21 protein-coding genes and 1 pseudogene are annotated in these 19,081 nt (G+C 40.0%); 11 read left to right on the forward strand and 11 right to left on the reverse strand.

Annotated elements, in window-relative coordinates; all coding sequences use genetic code 11:
* Window positions 1-1,142, forward strand: a pseudogene (locus VFM80_RS11150) (cell surface protein SprA); the annotation flags it as partial.
* 5 nt (window positions 1,143-1,147) lie between these two features.
* Here VFM80_RS11150 and lnt read toward each other — a convergent pair.
* Both lnt and rsmI read right to left on the reverse strand, forming a co-directional pair.
* Window positions 1,148-2,704 (reverse strand): apolipoprotein N-acyltransferase, encoded by a 1,557-nt coding sequence (gene lnt, locus VFM80_RS11155; protein ID WP_395071908.1) that lies wholly within the window; start codon window positions 2,702-2,704, stop codon window positions 1,148-1,150.
* Window positions 2,701-3,384 (reverse strand): 16S rRNA (cytidine(1402)-2'-O)-methyltransferase, encoded by a 684-nt coding sequence (rsmI, locus tag VFM80_RS11160; protein ID WP_395071909.1) that lies wholly within the window; start codon window positions 3,382-3,384, stop codon window positions 2,701-2,703. The genes lnt and rsmI overlap by 4 nt, the downstream gene beginning before the upstream one ends.
* A 162-nt stretch (window positions 3,385-3,546) precedes the next feature.
* On the opposite strand from rsmI, the gene VFM80_RS11165 reads away from it, so the two are divergent.
* Both VFM80_RS11165 and VFM80_RS11170 read left to right on the forward strand, forming a co-directional pair.
* On the forward strand, window positions 3,547-3,933 hold the full coding sequence (locus VFM80_RS11165) for a VOC family protein (protein ID WP_395071910.1): 387 nt from the start codon (window positions 3,547-3,549) through the stop codon (window positions 3,931-3,933).
* Window positions 3,917-4,267: a hypothetical protein gene (locus tag VFM80_RS11170; protein ID WP_395071911.1), complete on the forward strand. Its 351-nt coding sequence runs from the start codon at window positions 3,917-3,919 to the stop codon at window positions 4,265-4,267. Before VFM80_RS11165 ends, VFM80_RS11170 begins: the two co-directional genes overlap by 17 nt.
* Window positions 4,268-4,292: 25 nt before the next feature.
* Here the strand turns inward: VFM80_RS11170 and VFM80_RS11175 are convergent, their stop codons facing one another.
* Entirely contained in the window at window positions 4,293-4,976 is a 684-nt protein-coding gene (locus VFM80_RS11175) for a DUF2490 domain-containing protein (RefSeq protein ID WP_395071912.1), read from the reverse strand.
* 3 nt (window positions 4,977-4,979) lie between these two features.
* On the reverse strand, window positions 4,980-5,567 hold the full coding sequence (locus tag VFM80_RS11180) for a hypothetical protein (RefSeq protein WP_395071913.1): 588 nt from the start codon (window positions 5,565-5,567) through the stop codon (window positions 4,980-4,982).
* Between the two features lie 127 nt (window positions 5,568-5,694).
* On the opposite strand from VFM80_RS11180, the gene VFM80_RS11185 reads away from it, so the two are divergent.
* From VFM80_RS11185 to VFM80_RS11195, 3 genes are all read left to right on the forward strand, one after another.
* Complete coding sequence (locus tag VFM80_RS11185) at window positions 5,695-6,393, forward strand: alpha/beta hydrolase (protein ID WP_395071914.1); 699 nt, start codon at window positions 5,695-5,697, stop codon at window positions 6,391-6,393.
* Between the two features lie 123 nt (window positions 6,394-6,516).
* On the forward strand, window positions 6,517-7,188 hold the full coding sequence (locus VFM80_RS11190; protein WP_395071915.1) for a response regulator transcription factor: 672 nt from the start codon (window positions 6,517-6,519) through the stop codon (window positions 7,186-7,188).
* Between the two features lie 68 nt (window positions 7,189-7,256).
* Window positions 7,257-7,934, forward strand: a complete 678-nt coding sequence (locus tag VFM80_RS11195) for a TrmH family RNA methyltransferase (protein ID WP_395071916.1) — start codon at window positions 7,257-7,259, stop codon at window positions 7,932-7,934.
* Window positions 7,935-7,990: 56 nt separating this feature from the next.
* Here VFM80_RS11195 and VFM80_RS11200 read toward each other — a convergent pair whose 3' ends face one another.
* From VFM80_RS11200 to VFM80_RS11225, 6 genes are all read right to left on the reverse strand, one after another.
* Complete coding sequence (locus tag VFM80_RS11200; RefSeq protein ID WP_395071917.1) at window positions 7,991-9,364, reverse strand: M28 family metallopeptidase; 1,374 nt, start codon at window positions 9,362-9,364, stop codon at window positions 7,991-7,993.
* A 107-nt stretch (window positions 9,365-9,471) separates the two neighbouring features.
* Window positions 9,472-10,446, reverse strand: coding sequence for a M23 family metallopeptidase (locus VFM80_RS11205; RefSeq protein ID WP_395071918.1), 975 nt, complete (start codon window positions 10,444-10,446; stop codon window positions 9,472-9,474).
* An 85-nt stretch (window positions 10,447-10,531) separates the two neighbouring features.
* A complete protein-coding gene (gene hprK, locus VFM80_RS11210) occupies window positions 10,532-11,563 on the reverse strand; it encodes an HPr(Ser) kinase/phosphatase (protein ID WP_395071919.1) in 1,032 nt (343 codons plus the stop codon).
* 10 nt (window positions 11,564-11,573) lie between these two features.
* The gene (gene hpf, locus VFM80_RS11215; RefSeq protein WP_395071920.1) at window positions 11,574-11,873 is read right to left on the reverse strand and encodes a ribosome hibernation-promoting factor, HPF/YfiA family; all 300 of its coding nucleotides are present in this window, start codon (window positions 11,871-11,873) and stop codon (window positions 11,574-11,576) included.
* A 31-nt stretch (window positions 11,874-11,904) separates the two neighbouring features.
* Complete coding sequence (gene xerC, locus VFM80_RS11220) at window positions 11,905-12,822, reverse strand: tyrosine recombinase XerC (RefSeq protein ID WP_395071921.1); 918 nt, start codon at window positions 12,820-12,822, stop codon at window positions 11,905-11,907.
* Between the two features lie 70 nt (window positions 12,823-12,892).
* Window positions 12,893-14,044, reverse strand: a complete 1,152-nt coding sequence (locus VFM80_RS11225; protein ID WP_395071922.1) for a glycosyltransferase — start codon at window positions 14,042-14,044, stop codon at window positions 12,893-12,895.
* Window positions 14,045-14,098: 54 nt separating this feature from the next.
* On the opposite strand from VFM80_RS11225, the gene VFM80_RS11230 reads away from it, so the two are divergent.
* Window positions 14,099-15,166 carry a hypothetical protein gene (locus VFM80_RS11230; protein WP_395071923.1) on the forward strand — a complete coding sequence of 356 codons (1,068 nt, stop codon included), beginning with the start codon at window positions 14,099-14,101 and terminating at the stop codon, window positions 15,164-15,166.
* Between the two features lie 14 nt (window positions 15,167-15,180).
* Here the strand turns inward: VFM80_RS11230 and VFM80_RS11235 are convergent, their stop codons facing one another.
* A complete protein-coding gene (locus VFM80_RS11235) occupies window positions 15,181-15,846 on the reverse strand; it encodes a lysophospholipid acyltransferase family protein (protein WP_395071924.1) in 666 nt (221 codons plus the stop codon).
* Between the two features lie 32 nt (window positions 15,847-15,878).
* Here VFM80_RS11235 and VFM80_RS11240 point away from each other — a divergent pair, with 32 nt between their 5' ends.
* From VFM80_RS11240 to VFM80_RS11255, 4 genes are all read left to right on the forward strand, one after another.
* Complete coding sequence (locus VFM80_RS11240) at window positions 15,879-16,556, forward strand: O-methyltransferase (RefSeq protein WP_395071925.1); 678 nt, start codon at window positions 15,879-15,881, stop codon at window positions 16,554-16,556.
* A 49-nt stretch (window positions 16,557-16,605) separates the two neighbouring features.
* On the forward strand, window positions 16,606-17,091 hold the full coding sequence (locus VFM80_RS11245) for a protease complex subunit PrcB family protein (RefSeq protein WP_395071926.1): 486 nt from the start codon (window positions 16,606-16,608) through the stop codon (window positions 17,089-17,091).
* A gap of 193 nt (window positions 17,092-17,284) precedes the next feature.
* Window positions 17,285-18,163 (forward strand): hypothetical protein, encoded by an 879-nt coding sequence (locus VFM80_RS11250; RefSeq protein WP_395071927.1) that lies wholly within the window; start codon window positions 17,285-17,287, stop codon window positions 18,161-18,163.
* 59 nt (window positions 18,164-18,222) lie between these two features.
* Window positions 18,223-19,081: glycosyltransferase family 4 protein (locus VFM80_RS11255; RefSeq protein WP_395071928.1), on the forward strand; the 859-nt coding region annotated here is incomplete at its 3' end.

The raw sequence follows: 19,081 nt of genomic DNA on the forward strand, positions 1-19,081 counted from the left end.
TAACTCTTCCCAAAAACAACAATTTTTCAGACAATATAACGGTAGGAACCAAGCTTAATATATTTTCAAATTTAACGGTGGATCTAAGTTGGAATACAAATTGGGACGAGCGAAGAACAGAAATTATTTCACTGACACCGGGTGGGGAATTTGGCTCTACAATTTCAGCCAGCGGAAATATTAGCTCTTCAGTTTGGGCTTTTGGAAAAGGTTATCGTGACCTGTTTGAACGGCAGCTTCAAACGGCCTTTGATGACCTGAATGGAACTTCAACCATCAGTGATGAAACCGGTAACGGCGACGGACGGATCGTGTTGAACAGAAATACTTTGGAAGAGGATTTCAGAAGAGCCTATTTAGGTGGTAATACCGGCGCAATTGGGGAGAAGAGTTACACCCCGATCCCAAAACCAAACTGGAGGATTACATGGACAGGGGTAGAAGAGTATATTCCATTTTTGGGGAATTTAATGAGTAGAGCGACACTTAGCCATGGTTACAGTGGCAGCTATCGGCTTGGGTGGAGTTTGAATGCCATAACAGGCGAGCAACCGGGACAGGGAATTGGGGCATTTAATGTGATTGATGTGAAAAGAGATTTTGAACCCACGTCCATAAATGTTGAACAGAGGTTTTCGCCACTAATCCAGTTGAATGTAACCTGGTTGTCGAACCTTCGGACACAGATCAGTTTTGACCGAAGCAAGACAAATAGTTTGGCACTATCCAGCCGAACAGTTACGGAAAGGTTATCACAGGGGTTGACAACATCCATTAATTATACCTTTAGAGGAATAACGATTCCATTTTTACCCCGAATACAAAATAATATAGACGTTACCATCAATGGTGGTTTTGCTGACGATAAAGAACAGAAGTTTTACCTTAATCAAGATATTGAACAAGCATTGAGTGTGATCAATCCAGATCCTAATGTAGACCAATATGATTTTACCGATCCTTTTATAACCGGACAAAACCGTATCAATGCATCATTGGTGTTGGGATATCGTTTTTCACAAACAGTTACATCCAACTTTGAGTACACGTTTACAAAAGTAGAGCCGAAGTCATCTGCTTTTCCACCGCGTACCAATCATGATATTCGATTCAATTTCAGAATCGCTATTCAGTCAAGATAACAGGATTACTTAACTTGATCTTCTTTTCTTAGCTTGAAATAACCAAAAAATACTCCAAAAAGAACCAAGCAAAAGATAGGAAGCCAGTTTCCAAAACGGGTATAAAGCGTCTGGGTGTCTCGATTGTAGACATGCCCGCTAAAACCGGTTCGAATCCAGTAATCAGTTTTGTGCTTGATCTCTCCATTAGATGCAATGATGCCGGAAAAGCCGTTATTTGCGCTACGGGCAATCCAGCGGTCAAACTCGATAGCACGCAGACGTGCATAGGCAAAGTGCTGATGATGTCCGCTTGTGTCTCCCCACCAGCCATCATTGGTGATAATGGTTAGAAAAGAAGCATCGCGTTGCACAAATTCTCTTATCCATGAGGGATAAACCGAATCATAGCAGATGAGGCCTGGAGTTTTAAACCGATCGGTGGTGAGCATGTCAGGTGTTTTTCCTTTTCCAAACTGCTGAATACTTCCCCAGTCCACCCAGCCAAATACATCGATTGTATTAAAAAATTCCACAAAAGGTAAACGCTCGACTATGGGGACCAAATTGGCTTTTTCGTAATCACTGATACTTCCGTCTTTTTTAATGAATAATGCAGCGTTAAAATAATTGTAGGGCAGTCCGGAATTCTGAAGTTTCCCTCTATAAAGTTCCTTTGTATTCTCTTCGTAGGTTTTAAAAAGTCCGGTTCCGGTAATAAAATTTGTATTCCAGGATCTTGCAGAATCGGCAATTTGATACGCTGTTCTTGAGTTCAGGAAAATTGCACCATCTATGGCATTTTCCGGCCAAATAACAAGATCAGTGTTTGGGGTAATAGTTCTAGAAGTTAGCGAAAATAAGCTATCCATGACTTCACTTAAACCACTCATGCCGCCGTAATCCAAATACGAATCATGATTGGGCTGGATGATGGCTACTTCAATGGGTTCCTCCGAAGAGGAAGGGGTATCACTGATGCTATATAGCACAATTGACCATGCCGGGAAAAATACAAATATGCCAATAGCAGCATAAATTATGCTCTTTTGTTTGTGGAGTATAAATTGATAGGTGAGAGCAGCACTCAAAACAACCCAAAAAGAGATCCCTAAGAAACCGGTAACGGAGATGTATTGAATGATACCGATCCAGTTTGCCCAGGCATTTCCAAGTGCAAGCCACGTCCAGGAAAGATCCCAGTTGTGATGAAGAAATTCGTAGCCTACCCATGCAGAAGTTTGCAAAACTGCTATGAGGATGGGAGATCGGCTTTTGTCAGAAAAGTATTTCCCAAGACAAAGGGGGATGGTCATTAATACACTATTCGCTAAAATAGCGGCTACTCCTGCAGGAAGGCTCGCCATCATAAGCCAATAAGTACCGATCAGATTCCAAACTACAAAGCCGGCATAACTGTAATATGCAAGCTGCCTGTAGGAATCACACTTTTGAGCAAGATGAAAAAGAAGAATAAATGCCGGAATACTTAGAAATGACAGGTTAATGGGAGGGAAGCTCAATCCCAATAAAATTCCGGCTGATATGGATATAACCCATTTATTTCCGAACCATGTATTCATTCTGAGTATCCTTTTCCTGATATAATTACAACGATTTCACCTTTTATAGAATCCCGGTTTTCAAACTCTGTTCGCAGCTCAGTTATTGTCCCGCGGTTAACTTCTTCGAATTTCTTTGTGAGTTCCCGTGCTACTGCGGCCAACCTTTCCGGTTCAAAATGTTCTTCCAGCTCATCCAGTAATTTTAATAACCTGTTAGGACTTTCATAAATAATGATAGTCCTCTCTTCTTCAGATAATTCACCCAGTCTTTTCTGGCGGCCTTTTTTGTGGGGTAGAAATCCCTCAAATACATATCTGTCACTTGGTAGCCCACTGGCGACAAGAGCCGTGGTTGCAGCATCAGGACCGGGAATTACAATTACGGTGTGTTCGCCTTGTTGGGCTGCCCGTACAGCTAAAAAGCCGGGATCAGATATTCCAGGCATGCCGGCATCACTGATAAGGGCTATATTCTGGTTTGCATCCAGGATATTCATTAAATGCCCGACTTTGCGGTGCTCATTATGCTGATGAAAAGAAAAGGTGGGTTTATCAATTTGAAATCGCTGCAGTAAATTTCCTGAAGTGCGGGTGTCTTCGCAGGCGATATAATCCACCGATTTCAAGACCTCTACTGCCCGGGGGGAGAGATCCTGAAGATTACCAATGGGTGTAGCTACTATATAAAGTGTGGACACTTTCTGAATTTATTAATTAAAGGTGGACAAATATCAAACTACCTCTTACAAAATACAAACCCAATGGAAATGAATTCGGTTATCAAATAACACACTTTCGAATTACACGCGGGGGTCGTATGTTTGGGTGCGAAAATAATTTAAAACTATCTAAATACGAATATGAATATTAAACCATCCGGAATAAACCACATCACCATCAGGGTTAACCGTATTGACGCCTCAAAGGAGTTCTATGGCGATATATTGGGACTTGAATTAGTAAGAACCATGGGACAAAGCATGGCAGTGTATCGAATCGGAAAAGAAGATACCCTGGTAATTGTAGAAGCTGAAACAAGCTATGATCCTACATCACGTGACTTCCGCGTCGATCACTTTGGCTTTTACGTGGATGATCCAAAACAAGTGGATGAGCTGGCTAAATATTTTCATGAAAAAGAAGTAACTATTATGAGCGGGCCGGCTAATCGCAAAAAGGGAAGGTTTCTGTTTATATCAGATCCGGATGGAAATATGATAGAGTACTTTTATGAAGAAGAAAAATGAAATAGAGCAAGAGTTAGACCGGAAGGAATTTGAAAAAGAGTTAAACCGGGATCTAAGCGATCAGTACAATCGTATTGATTCTTTTGAGAAACTGCATGAGGATAAGAATCCTTATGTATTAGCAGCGATCAATTTCTTTTCTACCTTTTTATTTTTTGAAGTATTCTATTGGTTAACAAAGGTGATCGTGAATTTCTTTACGCTTGGCTTTTCATCTGGATTTTTCGAAACCATGGATCCCTTTATTCACATTGCAGCACTAATATTGGCGGTAACTGCGATCATTAAAAAAAGGTCTGCAATAGAAGTGGTGATAGATCGGTGGCCTTTTTGATCTGTTGATGAAAAAGAAGGCAACTTTACTGATTCATATAATAGGAGGTTCGGAGCAGGAATAAGTGGCTTATACCACTATCGCTAAAAATATCCTGAGTTCTATATTGAAGTCCCAGCTCAAATTTCCGCTTATCATTGAAGTACCAGCCCAAGCCAATATCAGCTCTGTTTTCTGCATCGGCCGCGTCTTTGTTGAAGGCAGTCATTATTTCGTTTTTAAGTATGAGATACTTTTCGCCGTTATCAAGCTCTTCTCCATTCAGAGGAAAGTCATAACTCAGGCGATATCGAATCCTGTTCTGATACGAACTTGAACGTACACGCTGCTCTGCCCGGAGACGATGAGCTATTCTTTTATCTCCGATGTAGGAAACAAAGCCGATCTGCTCTAAGAATCGGTGTTCATACTGATTACCTGGAAGAAAAGGAGTAGAATTCCGATAATAGTAACCGCCCCCCAATTTTACTCTGGGAGAGGAACTGTACGAAAAAGTCATTTGTGGTTCGATATATCGAACGGCGGACCTGTTGTCCAGATCCCGAAGGGAGTTAAACATGGATACTTTGGCAGAAAACCCAAGGCGATCTGATTGTTTCCAGGAATAAGAGATCTCAGGGCTCCAGATTAAATCAGCCGATTGGGCAAAAGCTGCATTCGTTAACATTCCTGTTATCAAAAAAAGCAGTCCAAATTTTAAAAACTTCATGTATTACCAGATGTTATCCAGTGAACGTCTCACAATTTCACGTTTCCGGATAAGTTGTCCATTTTTGTTAAACAAAAATTCAAAAGCTCCCAGCTCTTCTTTATTCTGAGCTTCAACTTCCAGTTCGTAACGGATGGTAAGATCATCGAATTCTTTCTGTAGAAAAAGCTCTGTGAGATCGTCTTCATCGCTCGAATATTGGCGTTGAACGCGGGTTATCCTGAATTTGGTGTACTGATCATTTAAATATGATTTAATGGCATTCCCGGTATTTTCAGAGATTTCATCGAAGTTGATGAGAAGCTCGATATCGAGCAGGGTACCGTTTTCATCAAACTCGATGCTGTGCAGATAGTTATCGAGCTTAAACTTAGCTTCGTAACTAACTGATTGGCCATCAAATTCACGGTAAAAATCGGCTTTTTTTTCATCATTCCAAAATTGATTCAGAATGGATAAAGCCTCCGCGGGAATCTCACTTTTGTTAATGGACGTTTCAACTTCTTGTTTTTTCTCCTGTGCAAAAAGGCAAGGATTGGTTATGGACACCAGAAGTATTATACAATGGAGGTATGGAGTTATTTTGATCATAATTCAATCTCATGAATTATCATTAGCAAATAGTTACCTCTATGTTAAACTACTATGAATTAAGTGTAGCATTCAGAATTCCATTATGTATATTTGAGCTTCGAATTATAATCGCCAAAAACTATTTATGCGAGACGTTCTTATATCCGGGAAAACATCCTTTAAAGTCGAAGTGCCTTACAAGCTTATTGAAACAGGGAAAAAGGGGGAGAAGCCGTTGATAGTATATTTACACGGCTATGATCAGAACATTGAATATTTCGAAAAGAAAACTGAGAAGCTTTTAAATATCGAGGCTTATCACTTATTCATTCAAGGCCCTTATCCGATCTACGATAAAACAGGAAAGGTTAACGTCTCAAAATGGGGACGGGCTTGGTATTTATATGACGGAAACCAGGGACAATTCATAAAATCCATGGAAGTGGCTTCTGAGTTTATTCAGGAAATTATTGATGGATTGGTGGGTGTGATCCAAATTAGCAGACTTTGCGTATTTGGTTATTCCATGGGTGGATACCTGGGTGGCTACTTTGCTTTTTCAAGATGGAAACATGTAAATGACCTGATCGTGATAGGTGGAAGGATCAAAACAGAAGCATTTGAAGGTAAGCGAGACCAGGCCAGGCACATAAATATATTAGCTTTACACGGAAAAAATGATACCAGCGTTTATCCTGCACCTCAAAAGGAGTGTATAGAATTATTACAGAAAGAAGGATTCAATGCTTCTTTTAAGCTAATTGATGCCGGTCACCAGGTTGAAACCGCTTTCATTGACCAAGCAAAAAAATGGCTAAAGGATTCAGGATACGTTGAATGCTGATATTTTTTGTTATACTTTTGTTTCTAATGTTTGTTAAGTTATTTTAATACAGCTATTATTGACCAGTGTAAAAAATCACAGTCATTCCCATTTACATCGCTACAAACAAATTCTAGGAAGGAAATGAATATACTTGTAATTGAAGACGACCCATCTGTTCGTACTTTGGTCAAGGCCGTACTTGAGCATAATGGAAATTCTGTTTTCACATCAGATAATGCAACTGATGGCGAGGCTAATGCCATTAAGAATGATTATGATATGATCATTTTGGATCTTGGTTTACCAGATGGAGACGGATACGAGGTATGCAAGAATATCAGAGAAAAAAATGTTGAAACCCCCGTTCTTATTCTTTCCGGAGAACAGGAGACCGATGTAAAGGTAAAAATGTTAAAAGTTGGCGCAGATGACTATCTGACCAAGCCTTTTAATACGGAGGAACTTATAGCCCGAATGACGGCGATCAAGCGGCGGTCTGAATCCGGCGGAGAACAGCAGCTGGTTTGCAATGAATTAAAGGTGAATTTATTAAAACGGGAATTCTCTATAAATAACGAAAAGGTTCAGCTTACTAATAATGAGTTCAACCTTTTGGTTTATTTCATGAAGAACAGAAACCGCGTTATTACCCAGGAAGAATTGGCAGAGAAAGTTTGGGATATTCATTTTGATACCCAAACAAATTATATCAATGTATATATCAGTTACTTGAGAAAGAAGATCAGGGAACACACCGAGGTCGATTACATTGAAACAATTCGTAAGAAAGGTTTTGCTTTTCGATGCGATTAAGAGAAATTTTTTATGATTTTAAGTCCCTCAGATTATTCATTTGTGGGACTTTTTTTATGCAATAGTATATGGATAAGTCAAAAAGATCATCGCTGATCGAGCATTTGCGTGAGTTTGCCACAGAAGAAAGATGGCAAAAGCTCGTGGAGGTAGCTGAGCTGCGTACACGCCACGTTACAGTAGTAGTGGAAGATATCTACCAGTCTCACAATGCAAGTGCAGTTCTCAGAAGTTGTGATGGTTTTGGCATTCAGGACGTCTATATAATTGAAAATAAAAACGATTTTGATGCATCCAGCCAGGTCACGATCGGGGCAGATCAATGGCTTACACTGCATAGATATAAAAAACCCGGAACAAATAATACAGAAGCTTGTTTCAACACTCTGAAAGCGAAAGGATACAAGATCATCGCTACCTCTCCTCATGAAAAGGATGCAAACTTGAACGACTTGTCCATATCAGATAAAACGGCATTGGTCTTTGGTTCAGAAATCGATGGAATAAGTGACAGAGCCAAGGAACTGGCTGATGGATTTTTGAAAATTCCAATGACAGGCTTCAGCGAAAGCTTCAATATTTCTGTAAGTGCTGCAATTTGCCTTTACAATATCACACGCCGGTTAAGAGACTCTGATATCACCTGGAAACTTACAGAAGAAGAGCAGGAAGAATTAAAGCTGGAATGGCTGAAGAGATCCATTAAGGCCGGAGATCAGTTAGAACGAGCATTTCTTAATAGATAGAAGCCTTTATTCCTCTTGGAATCAATAAAGGCTTATGAGTTTTTGAGTCTGAAAATTTATCTTGGCAAACGTTCTTCAATATCTGCCACAGCATACGCAAAAACAGCCATGGTGGCTACACATTCATTAAAGTCTTCCTTATCCAACTTATCCATTGTGTCAGCAGCGGTATGATGGTACCAGAAGTAACGAGAGCCATCTACTACCAATCCCATACCCGGTACACCATCCTGCATCAGTGGCCCGATGTCAGCCCCGCCACCGCCTTTGGTTACTTCACCCGACCCAATGACCTTAAGAGTCGCTCCGATCTCAGTAAGTATATCATAAGCACCATCACTTCCCGAGAAGCCAAACCCGATCGGATCAAAAACCCCCGCATCCGACTCCATGGCTAAAATATGCTCTTCTAATGACTGTTCTTCTTCCTTCACCCAGCGATGGTATTCATTTGCGCCACGTAATCCGTTTTCTTCATTTGTCCAAAGCACAACACGAACAGTTCTTTTTGGCTTAATGCCTAATTTGTTCATTAACCTCACAGCTTCCCATGCGGCAACGCTTCCTCCACCATCATCCATGACTCCCTGACCAACATCCCAGGAGTCGATATGTCCTCCAAGTACTATTATTTCATCCGGAAATTCTGTCCCTTTAATTTCGGCGATCACATTATGGGATTGGGTATCAGGAAGAGTCCTGGCATTTAGTTCTAAATGGATCTCTATCTTTTCACCACGGTCATACATGCGTTGTATCATCATGGCATCTTCAACTGTTATGGCAGCGTGCGGAATTTTTTCTACTTCTTCATTATAATACATGGTTCCTGTATGAGGTGTCTTCATGGAGTAGGGGCCAACTGAGCGTATAAGGCTTGCCACTGCACCGTGTTTTGCCGCTTCTATAGCCCCGTTCACCCGGTACTGTACGGTCCTCCCATAGGAAGTAAATTCAGCATTATAGAGTACGATCTTTCCCTGAACCTGATCTTTGACCTGTTCCAGCTCTTCAAAGCTCTTAACTACAATAACCTCGGCTGAGATGCCGCCTTCAGGAGTTGCAATACTGCCTCCCATGCTAAGCAGAGGAAGATCCTGTTCTCTGGGGGAAATTAAGGTTGCAGACTCCTGACCGCGAATCCAGTGAGGGACCATTACAGGCTGTTTCCAAACGTTATCGAATCCGTCTTCCTGCATTTTTTCAACGATCCAGTCTAAAGCATTCTCCAAATTTTCAGAACCGCTAAATCTTGGCCCAAAAGTATCGGCCATGTATGTCAGGCGATCCCATGCAATATCACTGGACATCCCTTTTTCAATGATTTGCTTGATATTTTCTTTATGATCGGGATTCAGTACTGATTGAGAGCTGACTGAATCAGCTATAAACAAAAAGGCGAGAAGCAGGGCGAGCGAAAATAGTTTCATGAAAATTTGGTTCAATTGAACAAGGTGAACCAAAGAAAATGAAAAGCATTGTGTGATGCCACAAAAAACTTTTCATTTAAGTAAACTGTTTCTGGAACTTATGGAGATCAGTCTAAAGAGTTTTTATTCGTTTCAGAGATCTCTTTGAACAAAGCGTACTCTTCAGGAGAGGTGTCTGCAAATAGATAATAAAGGGGATCTACCGGACGATTGTTGAAACGAACCTCGTAGTGCAAATGTGGCCCTTCAGACAAGCCTGAATCACCTGCCATGGCTATTTGCTGGCCTCTTTCCACAGTAGCTCCAATCTTAATTCCCTTGGCAAATCCTGATAGGTGAGCATAAAGAGTCTCAAAACCAAAACCGTGATCAATAATTACGATCTTTCCAAGAGTGCCTTGCGGGCCTGCATATTTAATCTTTCCTTTTCCGGTGGCTAATATAGCGTCACCTATATCAGCACGGAAATCGAGTCCGTTATGGGGGCGGGGGTATTTTAAAATTGGGTGATTTCTCATTCCAAAACCACTTAGCAAAATACCACTGGTAGGTTTGATAGCTGGAATATGTCCCATTTTCTTTTTGTTTACATTATACTGACTTTTAATTTCTTCGAAACTTAATTGCTGTATACTGATTCTTCGTTCTAAATTGTCAATTTTTGAAGCAGTCCATTTTAGTAACTCTGAAGTTGATTCAGTGTAAACATCGAATTCACTGTATGGGTCAGATCCACCAACACCCGCTTGACGTTCTTCATAAGAAATTTTTTCCATCCCCAAAACAGAACGATATACTTCATTGTCTTTCTGAGCAATCTCTGTGATCTGCTCATCCAGGCCTGAAAGTGCTACTCTTGTGGTTTCAAGCTGATTAAATAACGCTTCATTTTCAGCTTTAAGAGCAAGCTCCGCAGGAGTACCTACATAATTAGAGAGTAATATAATACCGATGCCTGTGAGTATAACTCCGGATAAGATCCAAATTGACAAGTTATAGATCACTTGTTCAATTCTGTTATACTCAATGGGTACAAATTCACAATTTGCTTCGTCGTAGTAATAGTGATTTTTGAGAGACATATACTAACCTTGTTACGAAAGTTGCTTAAGATAGTAACCTTAACACCACATTCAAAGAGTAAGCAACAACTCTAATGTTACAGTTTTATTCGATATCACCTTCAAAATATTCAATGGCCCTTTTGGGACTCATGTCTCCACCTTTTGTTTTTTCATCGATACTTGATTTGATCCGTTCTTGAAATGCCTTTGCAGGATCATATCCATAATGTTTTAACAGATAATTCATAGCGATTACTTCAGCAATCACGGTAATGTTTTTTCCGGGTGTTATTGGCAGATGAATGAGGGGAATGTCTAACCCCAATACATTTACAGAATCGTTATTTAAGCCGGTTCTTTCAACTTCACGGGTTTCATCCCAAAGGGTAAGTTCAAGCACAACCTCCAATCTTTTCTGATATCGGATTGACCGGATACCAAACATTGACATCACATCTACAATGCCAAGACCCCTTATTTCCATAAAATGTTTGCTCATTTCTGTGGCCGAAGACATCAAGACGTTATTTTTCTTGGTAAGCATAACTACATCATCGGCTACCAGGCGATGACCTCTTTCTACGAGATCCAGGGCAACTTCACTTTTACCTATTCCAGATTTTCCTGCTACCAAGATCCCAATACCATACACATCCATCATGGAACCGTGAACCATGGTTTGAATAGCAAATTGATCCTCCATGAAATCTCGAAGTAAATACATGAATCGTGTGGTCTCAAGAGGGGTAGAGTAAACCGGTATGCCTGCTTCTTTTGCAACATCCAATAAATATTGTGGAAGCTGGTTGTTATCAGTTAAAAATATGACGGGCATTTCGAATTGAGTAATATTTCTAAATGATTCCAGCTGTTTGTCTTTACTCAAATGACCAAGAAATTGGGTCTCTGTATTACCAATAATCTGAATTCGCTGGTAAGTAAAAGGATCGATGTATCCTGCAAGAGCCAATCCCGGCCTGTGAAGATCTGCTTCGGTAATAAATTTATCCTCGCTGCAATTTTCTGAGGCACATGACACAATAGCGATATTTACGCGCTCTCGTAGCTTATCAACTAAATAAGCAACGGAGATCTTACTTTTGCGCGGGATGGGTTCCTGAGGTGAAAAGGGCATAGATTAGAAATTATTGGGTTGCATGCATTTTGTCTTTGTATCTCTTCAGCTGCCGGCTGACAATTTCTATTGCACTATGCAATGCTTGTTCATAGGTTTTAGCCGATTCTTTTGCTGTAAGGACTTTACGGGGTACTTTAACAATTAGTTCAGCTTGCTGAGGATTTTCGTCGGAAGGGGTTGGTTCCAGTATAATATCACACATTACAATTCGGTCATAAAACTGTTCTAATTTTTCAACACTGTCTCTGCAGTATTCCTGAAGGTCTGCGCTTGCTTCAAAATGGCGTGCTGTGAATGTAGTTTTCATACTTATAACTCCTTAAATGAAATATTAATGATTATGTTTTCGCTCTTGGGTGGGCTTGCTCGTACACATTTTTTAATCTCTCGATGCTTGTATGCGTATAAACTTGCGTCGCTGCTAGGTTCGCATGCCCTAAAAATTCTTTTATAATTCGGATATCTGCTCCATTATCCAACATGTGAGTGGCAAAACTATGCCGCAGAACATGTGGACTCTTTTGAGTGACCTCACTGGTCTTCTTCAAATATTTTTCTACCATATAACGAACGATTCTATCGTATATACGCTGACCACTGGCGGCAATGAATAAAGCTTTCCTGGCATCGCTATCCGTACGTTCTCCATATAATTCTGTTCGCTTGCCTATAAACTCCTTTAATATACGGGCTACTGTTTTACCTAATGGGATAATTCGCTGTTTATTGCCTTTACCCTTTACAGTAACCTGATTTTGTTTTAAGTCTACGTCTGTAAGATTCAAACCCGTTAATTCGCTAAGCCGCATTCCGGTTCCGTAAAAAAGCTCCAGAATTGCTCGATCTTGTAATCCTTTTACGGTATCTGTGTTCACAGCATCCATCATTCGCTCTATATCTTCGACCGTAGCTGTTTTTGGAAGTGTTTGTTCTTTTTTAGGAACAACTAAGAGGTGGGCAGGATTCTTTTCAATGTAGCCTCGCTTGAAACAGTATTTAAAAAAAGACCGGAGCGCGGCAACTTTACGGGCAATGGATGTTTTGGCTAATCCTTGTTCTGAAAGATCTCCCAGCCATAGTCTTATGGTCAACCGGGTGATGGTTGTAACTTCTACTTCATCAATCCGGATATCTTCGAGCTCAGCCGAAAAATCAAGAAAAGACTTAAGATCATTTTGATAGGAAATAATAGTGTGTTTCGAAGCATTTCGTTCTACACTCAAATATTTCAGGTATTTCTCGATCAATGCTTTCATACATCCTAAATATGTCTATGAATCTTCAAAAAAGAAAACAATTCTTGATGAAGGTGGAATGAATTTTTATTTATACTTCCCGTCCTTTCCACCTGGCTTTTTTCCCTGTGTAATGGTCCCATAAGCAGCATATTGCTAATACTTCGAACCAAAGGATGGTTAGAGGCTGAAGAATACTTATCAATGGATTCCAGCCAAACCTATAATCAAGTAACCATCGCTGTAAAAATATGATACCGATGAGCACGGCTGAGAATAATTGCTGTTCTGAATTTCCTAAAAAAAGAATAAAAAATGGGATCACATATACAACAAACTGAAGAAAAGCCATGAAAAGGAAAAGAGGGGTATTTTTGCCAAAACCAACAAAGAAGTTTTTCCGGAGTCCTTCAAATATTTCTTTGTGAGACTGATACATTCGACAATTAACGGTGTCAACACCGTCATACATGGTAATGGTTTTACCTTGTCGTTTAATAGCCTTTGAGAGTTCAACATCTTCTACAATTTCTTGTTTTACGGATGAATGTCCGCCGATCTCATCATAAGCTTTTCTATTAAATGCTATGAACTGCCCACAGGCTGCTGCGAATTTGGGGGCCATTTTTCTGCGGAACCTGTTTGGTAACCAGCGGGGATCTTGTTCAACATACTTGGCAGGAAGTAAACTATAAAGGCCGTAATAGATCATGGGAATGATCAGTTTTTCCCAGAATGTAATTACTCGCTGTTTAGGCCAAACCGTAATGGTATCTGATTTCTGTAAGGCATTGACAGCCTTTGAAATAGTATCTTCTTCCAGCCATACATCTGCATCAATAAATATCAAAAATTCTCCATTGGCATGGATACTCAACTGGTGACATGCCCATGGTTTACCCAGCCAGTCAGTAGGTTTAGGTTTTCCGCTTAGATGGCGTAAATTATTTATGATGCCTGATAGTTTGGCTAGGATCTCAGTGGTCTTGTCAGTAGAGTTATCATCCAGAACTATTACCTCAAAATTTGGATAGTCTTGCTTAAGGGCTGAAGTGACACAACGCTCGATAACTGTTTCTTCATCGCGCGCGGGGATACAAATACTGACAAAAGGAGCTCTTTCTTCACTATTGGCAATAAATGGTGATAAATTCTTAAGAGAACGAAATTCAAACCAGTTACGTACAAATACAAAAATCGTAAAACCCAGGTAAGCAGCTGCAACGTATAAAAGTATGTCCATTAAACGAATGTTAATAAACTGAACGTTTCCATTCAGTTTCACTATTATTTTATTATGAATATAACCACAGATCTAGACCGGGTATCTCCGGATTTTAATAAACCGCCAAATGGGTATGAATGGTGGTATTTTGATGGCTTAAGCAATGATGAAAAGTATGGTTTTGTAATCATTTTTTATCAGGATAATCCATTCTCTACCGAAAAAATAGAAAAACTGAATAAAGGCATTGAAAACGGAAATTCACATCCTGCCATCAGTATTTCCATCTACCAGAACCAAAAGACCATCTATTATAGTTTCCTCGAATTCAGCGAATCGGAGTTCAATTGGGATGAAGAAGAACTCAGGCTGAGTATAGAGAATCATTCTTTTCAGTATGATATTCGTGACAATAAATTTTGTTTCGATATGAAATTGGATCAGAAGCTGATGTCGGGTCATTCGATTACAGGATCGATCAAGGGTGAAGGAGGTTTGTCCTCTAAGTCACTCGTTGTATCTGAAAGCAAGGACGAGCATGTATGGAACCTGATCCTGCCGGAATTAGATTTTCATGCAGATCTGAAAATAGACGGGCTAAATGGCGAGGAGGTATTAGCCGTAAGAGGGAAGGGGTATCACGATCATAACGCAGGGTATGAGCCGATGAAGGATAGTTTCAAAGAATGGTATTGGGGTAGGTACCATTTCGATGATTTTACGCTGATCTATTATTTAATGGAAAAGCATGATTCACAACAGTTGGAGGCCTGGCTGATCGACCATGAAAACCGCAATGTTCTGGAGTATATGAATGAGGTTGAACTGACCTATAAAGCGGGAAATTTGTTTGGGATCAATTCAGCACGAAAAATCGACATAAAATCAACTCAAGTATCTGTAAATATTCAATGTAAAGATAAGATTGACGACGGCCCGTTTTATCAAAGATTTATTGGTGATTCTATAATTAACTATAAAGGGCAAGTTCATGCAGCGCATGGTATTTCAGAATACATATATCCTGAAAACATTCAAAAAAAGACATTTTGGCCATTGGTCCACATGCGCCTGAGGTATATGAGTAAAAAGCCTCATTGGGTGCAAAAGTCGCGTTTAATGTATCCCTGGACATGGTAAATGGAATACAGGAATTAGAACTGAGGGGTGAATCCTTCATCAGAATAGCCGGAAACCTCCCTTTCTTCCAGTAAAAGTCGGTGTAAATCCTGTTGAAATAATTCATTTAATCTATTCCTGTTCAATTGTTTATCATGATTAACTGATTTTCCTATTGACAAATAAAGCTCGGCTTTGCTGCTTCTCAGCGTATGCATGTAAATTCCAATGGGAACGAAGTCGATTTCTTCGGTTTGAGTATAAAGCCAGGCTAGTCCTTTTTTAAACTCAGGCTCTGTTTCCGAGACCGGTGTGATCTTTCCTTCAGGATAAATAAAAAGGCTGGCGTTATCCCGCTCCATAGATTCGACCGCATAGCGGAGTGAAGATATGGATGCTTTTGGGTCTTCAAGATTAATGGAGAATGCTCCAATTTTACTGAAAAAACTATATTGCCTCATCTGTTTGTCTTCCATTATAGCCCGTGCTTTTTGCCGGAAGAAGTTCTCATTCAGATAGAGTGGGATGAGGCCATCCCACCAGGAATTATGATTCAGAAAATAGACCGTTTTAGAACCATGATCTGGCTGATATTTTTGCTTGACCCAAACTTGTTTGAATCTGCGTTTAAGTGACCATTTGGTGTATTTGTCGAAAAACCAGATAAAGAACCGGGATTCATCTGCAGGTATAATATTCAATGTGACTTTTTTTTTGGTGATAATAGGGGGTTGTGCCTTATCTTTCAATCATGAAGAAGGACAGGAATAAGCCAATCGTTCAAATTACTAATCATGAAATAGAGCAATATGCTCTTAAAATGACTACAGATGAGTCTGAGCAAGTCAAAGAGCTAGTAGCCTCCTCTGATAGTAAGTTAGATTATATCGACATGCTCAGTGGAAATTTAGTAGGACAATTGCTGAAAATGCTCGTCAAAATTAGCAATGCCAAGCGTGTTCTTGAGATCGGCACCTTTACAGGATATTCTGCATTAATGATGGCCGAGGCACTACCGGAGGATGGAGAGATCATCACTATAGAGATGAATTTGCTATATCAGGAATTAGCTGAGGATCATTTTGCGAAGTTTGATACCGAGAACAAAATTCATCTTATGAAGGGAAATGCACAGGAATTAATAACTGATCTGAACGGAGAATTCGATCTGGTTTTTCTGGATGCTGATAAAGTGAGTTATTCATTTTATTTTAAACAATCTATTGAAAAACTAAGGAAAGGCGGGTTAATGATCGTTGATAATGTGCTTTGGGGCGGTGCGGTATTACATCCTCAAGACGAAAAATCAGCAGCGCTTGATGCATTCAATAAAGCTGTAGCAGAAGATGAAAGGGTAGAGCAGATCTTGTTGCCTTTCCTTGATGGGCTTACCGTGATCAGGAAGAAATAATATTTATTATATTATGTTTACTTAGTACAGGCTAATTAAAAGGAGGCTTATGAAAGGGTTAGTTTTAATTTGGACGATCATTATAACAATGAGTGTTGCTTGCTCGCAAATACCTGGATATGAGGGAACGCCTATGAATAATGTAGAGGAGATCAAATCTGAGTATTATTCCAATTATCCGGAGCCGGGTGAAATTCATAAGGAAATTACTTCTCAACGGGTTTTTGAAGCGGAATGGAACAGGGTGCATGAAGGAATGAGTCCTTTACCTGAAGTTCCATCATTGAACTTTGAAGACCGTGAGGTCATACTTCTGATGCTCGATACAAAACCTAGCGGTGGATATGGGATTGATAATTTACAAGTGAATGAAAATGATACTCAGATTATTGTAAGGTATTCTGAGGTTCGTCCGGGAGAGAGTTGTTTCACTACGCAGGCCTTAACCCGTCCATACAAGATCTTTTCTATTCCACAAACAGAAAAAGAGATACAATATTTGAAAAGCGACCCCATCGTAAATGAGTGCAACTGAATGAAAAGCATAATGGTTTTATTTCAAAGCGTTGTTATGGTGTGTTTAGGGTGAATACTATAAGCTATTTTGCCTGTGGCTTTTTATAAGAGAGGAAAATAATTTTCGGAAAATATCTTTCTCAGTATTAGATTAAATTTTTGGAACTTCTTTCACCATCATGTAGATCTACTTAAAATAATTCGGGGAATTTATGAAGAAAATAAAATTAGCATTTTTCATCGCTGTTTTTGGACTATTACTAAACACTACTTTATATGCTCAGGCTCAACTGGAGCCGGGGGAAATGTATCGTGTGGTTACTACCGATGGTAATACTTTTATCGGGACTCTCGTATCAGAAAATGAAGATGAGATAGTCATTAAGACTGAGAATCTTGGGCAAGTAACCATTATCCGATCAAATATCAGATCCATTGAGGAAATTAACGAGAACAATCTCAGAGACGGAGAGTATTGGCATGATAATCCGCAAAGCACTCGTTATTTGTTCAGCACAAATGCATTGGGGTTAGAAAAAGGAGAGGGATACTACCAAAATACATGGATCTTTTTCAATAATGTAAACTTTGGGATCACTAATAATTTTTCATTGGGCGGAGGTTTGGTCCCAACGTTCCTGTTTGGAAACAGCTATGTTCCGGTTTGGATCATGCCAAAAGTTTCGATACCGATCTCACGAGAATCGTTTCATATAGCTGCAGGTGGTCTTTTTGGAGGGGTGATTGGAGAAAGTAATTCCGGTATCGGCCTTGCCTATGGTGTTGCAACTGTTGGAAACAGAGACAGTAACTTTTCCTTTGGGTTAGGCTATGGCTATGCTGACGGTAAATGGGCTGATATTCCTTTGATCAACCTTAGTGGTATGCACAGAATGAGCAAGAATACCTATCTAATTACTGAGAACTACTTTGTGACTGCTGATGGCTCAACTTATGGGCTGATATCAGCCGCTTTCCGGTGGGCTCCGGAGAATTTTGCTGTAGACTTTGGGCTTATCCGCCCAACAGATATTGGCGGGGAATTCATTGGAGTGCCCTGGTTAGGAGTTACTATACCAATAGGCAGATAAAGTTCTTTATTTATTACGATCTTTGGTTGATACGAATTTCAATTTCATTACAGAAATAGATGAATCTACGGGCATTGATTATCGGAAAGGTATGGCCTGAACCAAATTCTTCCGCTGCGGGATCACGAATGATGCAGTTGATCGAAGTTCTTAGATCAGAAGGTTGTAACATTACATTTGCAAGTGCGGCCTCTGAAAGTCCATATTCAGCAAATTTGGAGGAATTAGAGATCGGGCATGCATCTATAAAACTCAATGATTCTTCATTTGATACCTTAGTTGCCGACCTTTCCCCGGATTTGGTTCTCTTTGACCGCTTTATGACCGAGGAGCAATTTGGATGGAGGGTGGCGGAAAATTGTCCTGAAGCACTTCGGATTTTGGATACCGAAGATCTGCATTGTTTACGGGAAGCCCGGCAACAGGCCTGGAAAGAGGAGAGGGATATTCAGGAAAGTGATCTTTTCAATGACCTTGCCAAAAGAGAGATCGCCAGTATTCTCCGATGCGATCTCTCATTGATCATTTCCAACTTCGAAATGAAGTTACTGAAAAAGGGATTTCGTATTGATGAAAACTTGCTTCTGTATGTACCTTTTTTGCTAAATGGTATCAGTGAAGAAGAAGTAACCAATTGGGAGTCATATGGAAAGCGTAAACACTTTATTTCTATTGGTAACTTCCTTCACGAGCCAAACTGGAATGCGGTGCTATATCTTAAGCAAGATATTTGGCCCATAATTCGAAAGCAATTACCTCAGGCTGAATTACACATTTATGGGGCATATCCATCTCAAAAGGTGGAACAATTGCACAATCCAAAAGAAGGGTTTTTAGTGAAAGGCAGGGCTGAAAATGCCAAAGAGGTGGTAGGAAATTCGAGGGTGCTTTTAGCCCCGATTCGATTTGGGGCCGGAC

The organism is Gracilimonas sp. (assembly GCF_035704785.1).
Lineage (GTDB): Bacteria > Bacteroidota > Rhodothermia > Balneolales > Balneolaceae > Gracilimonas.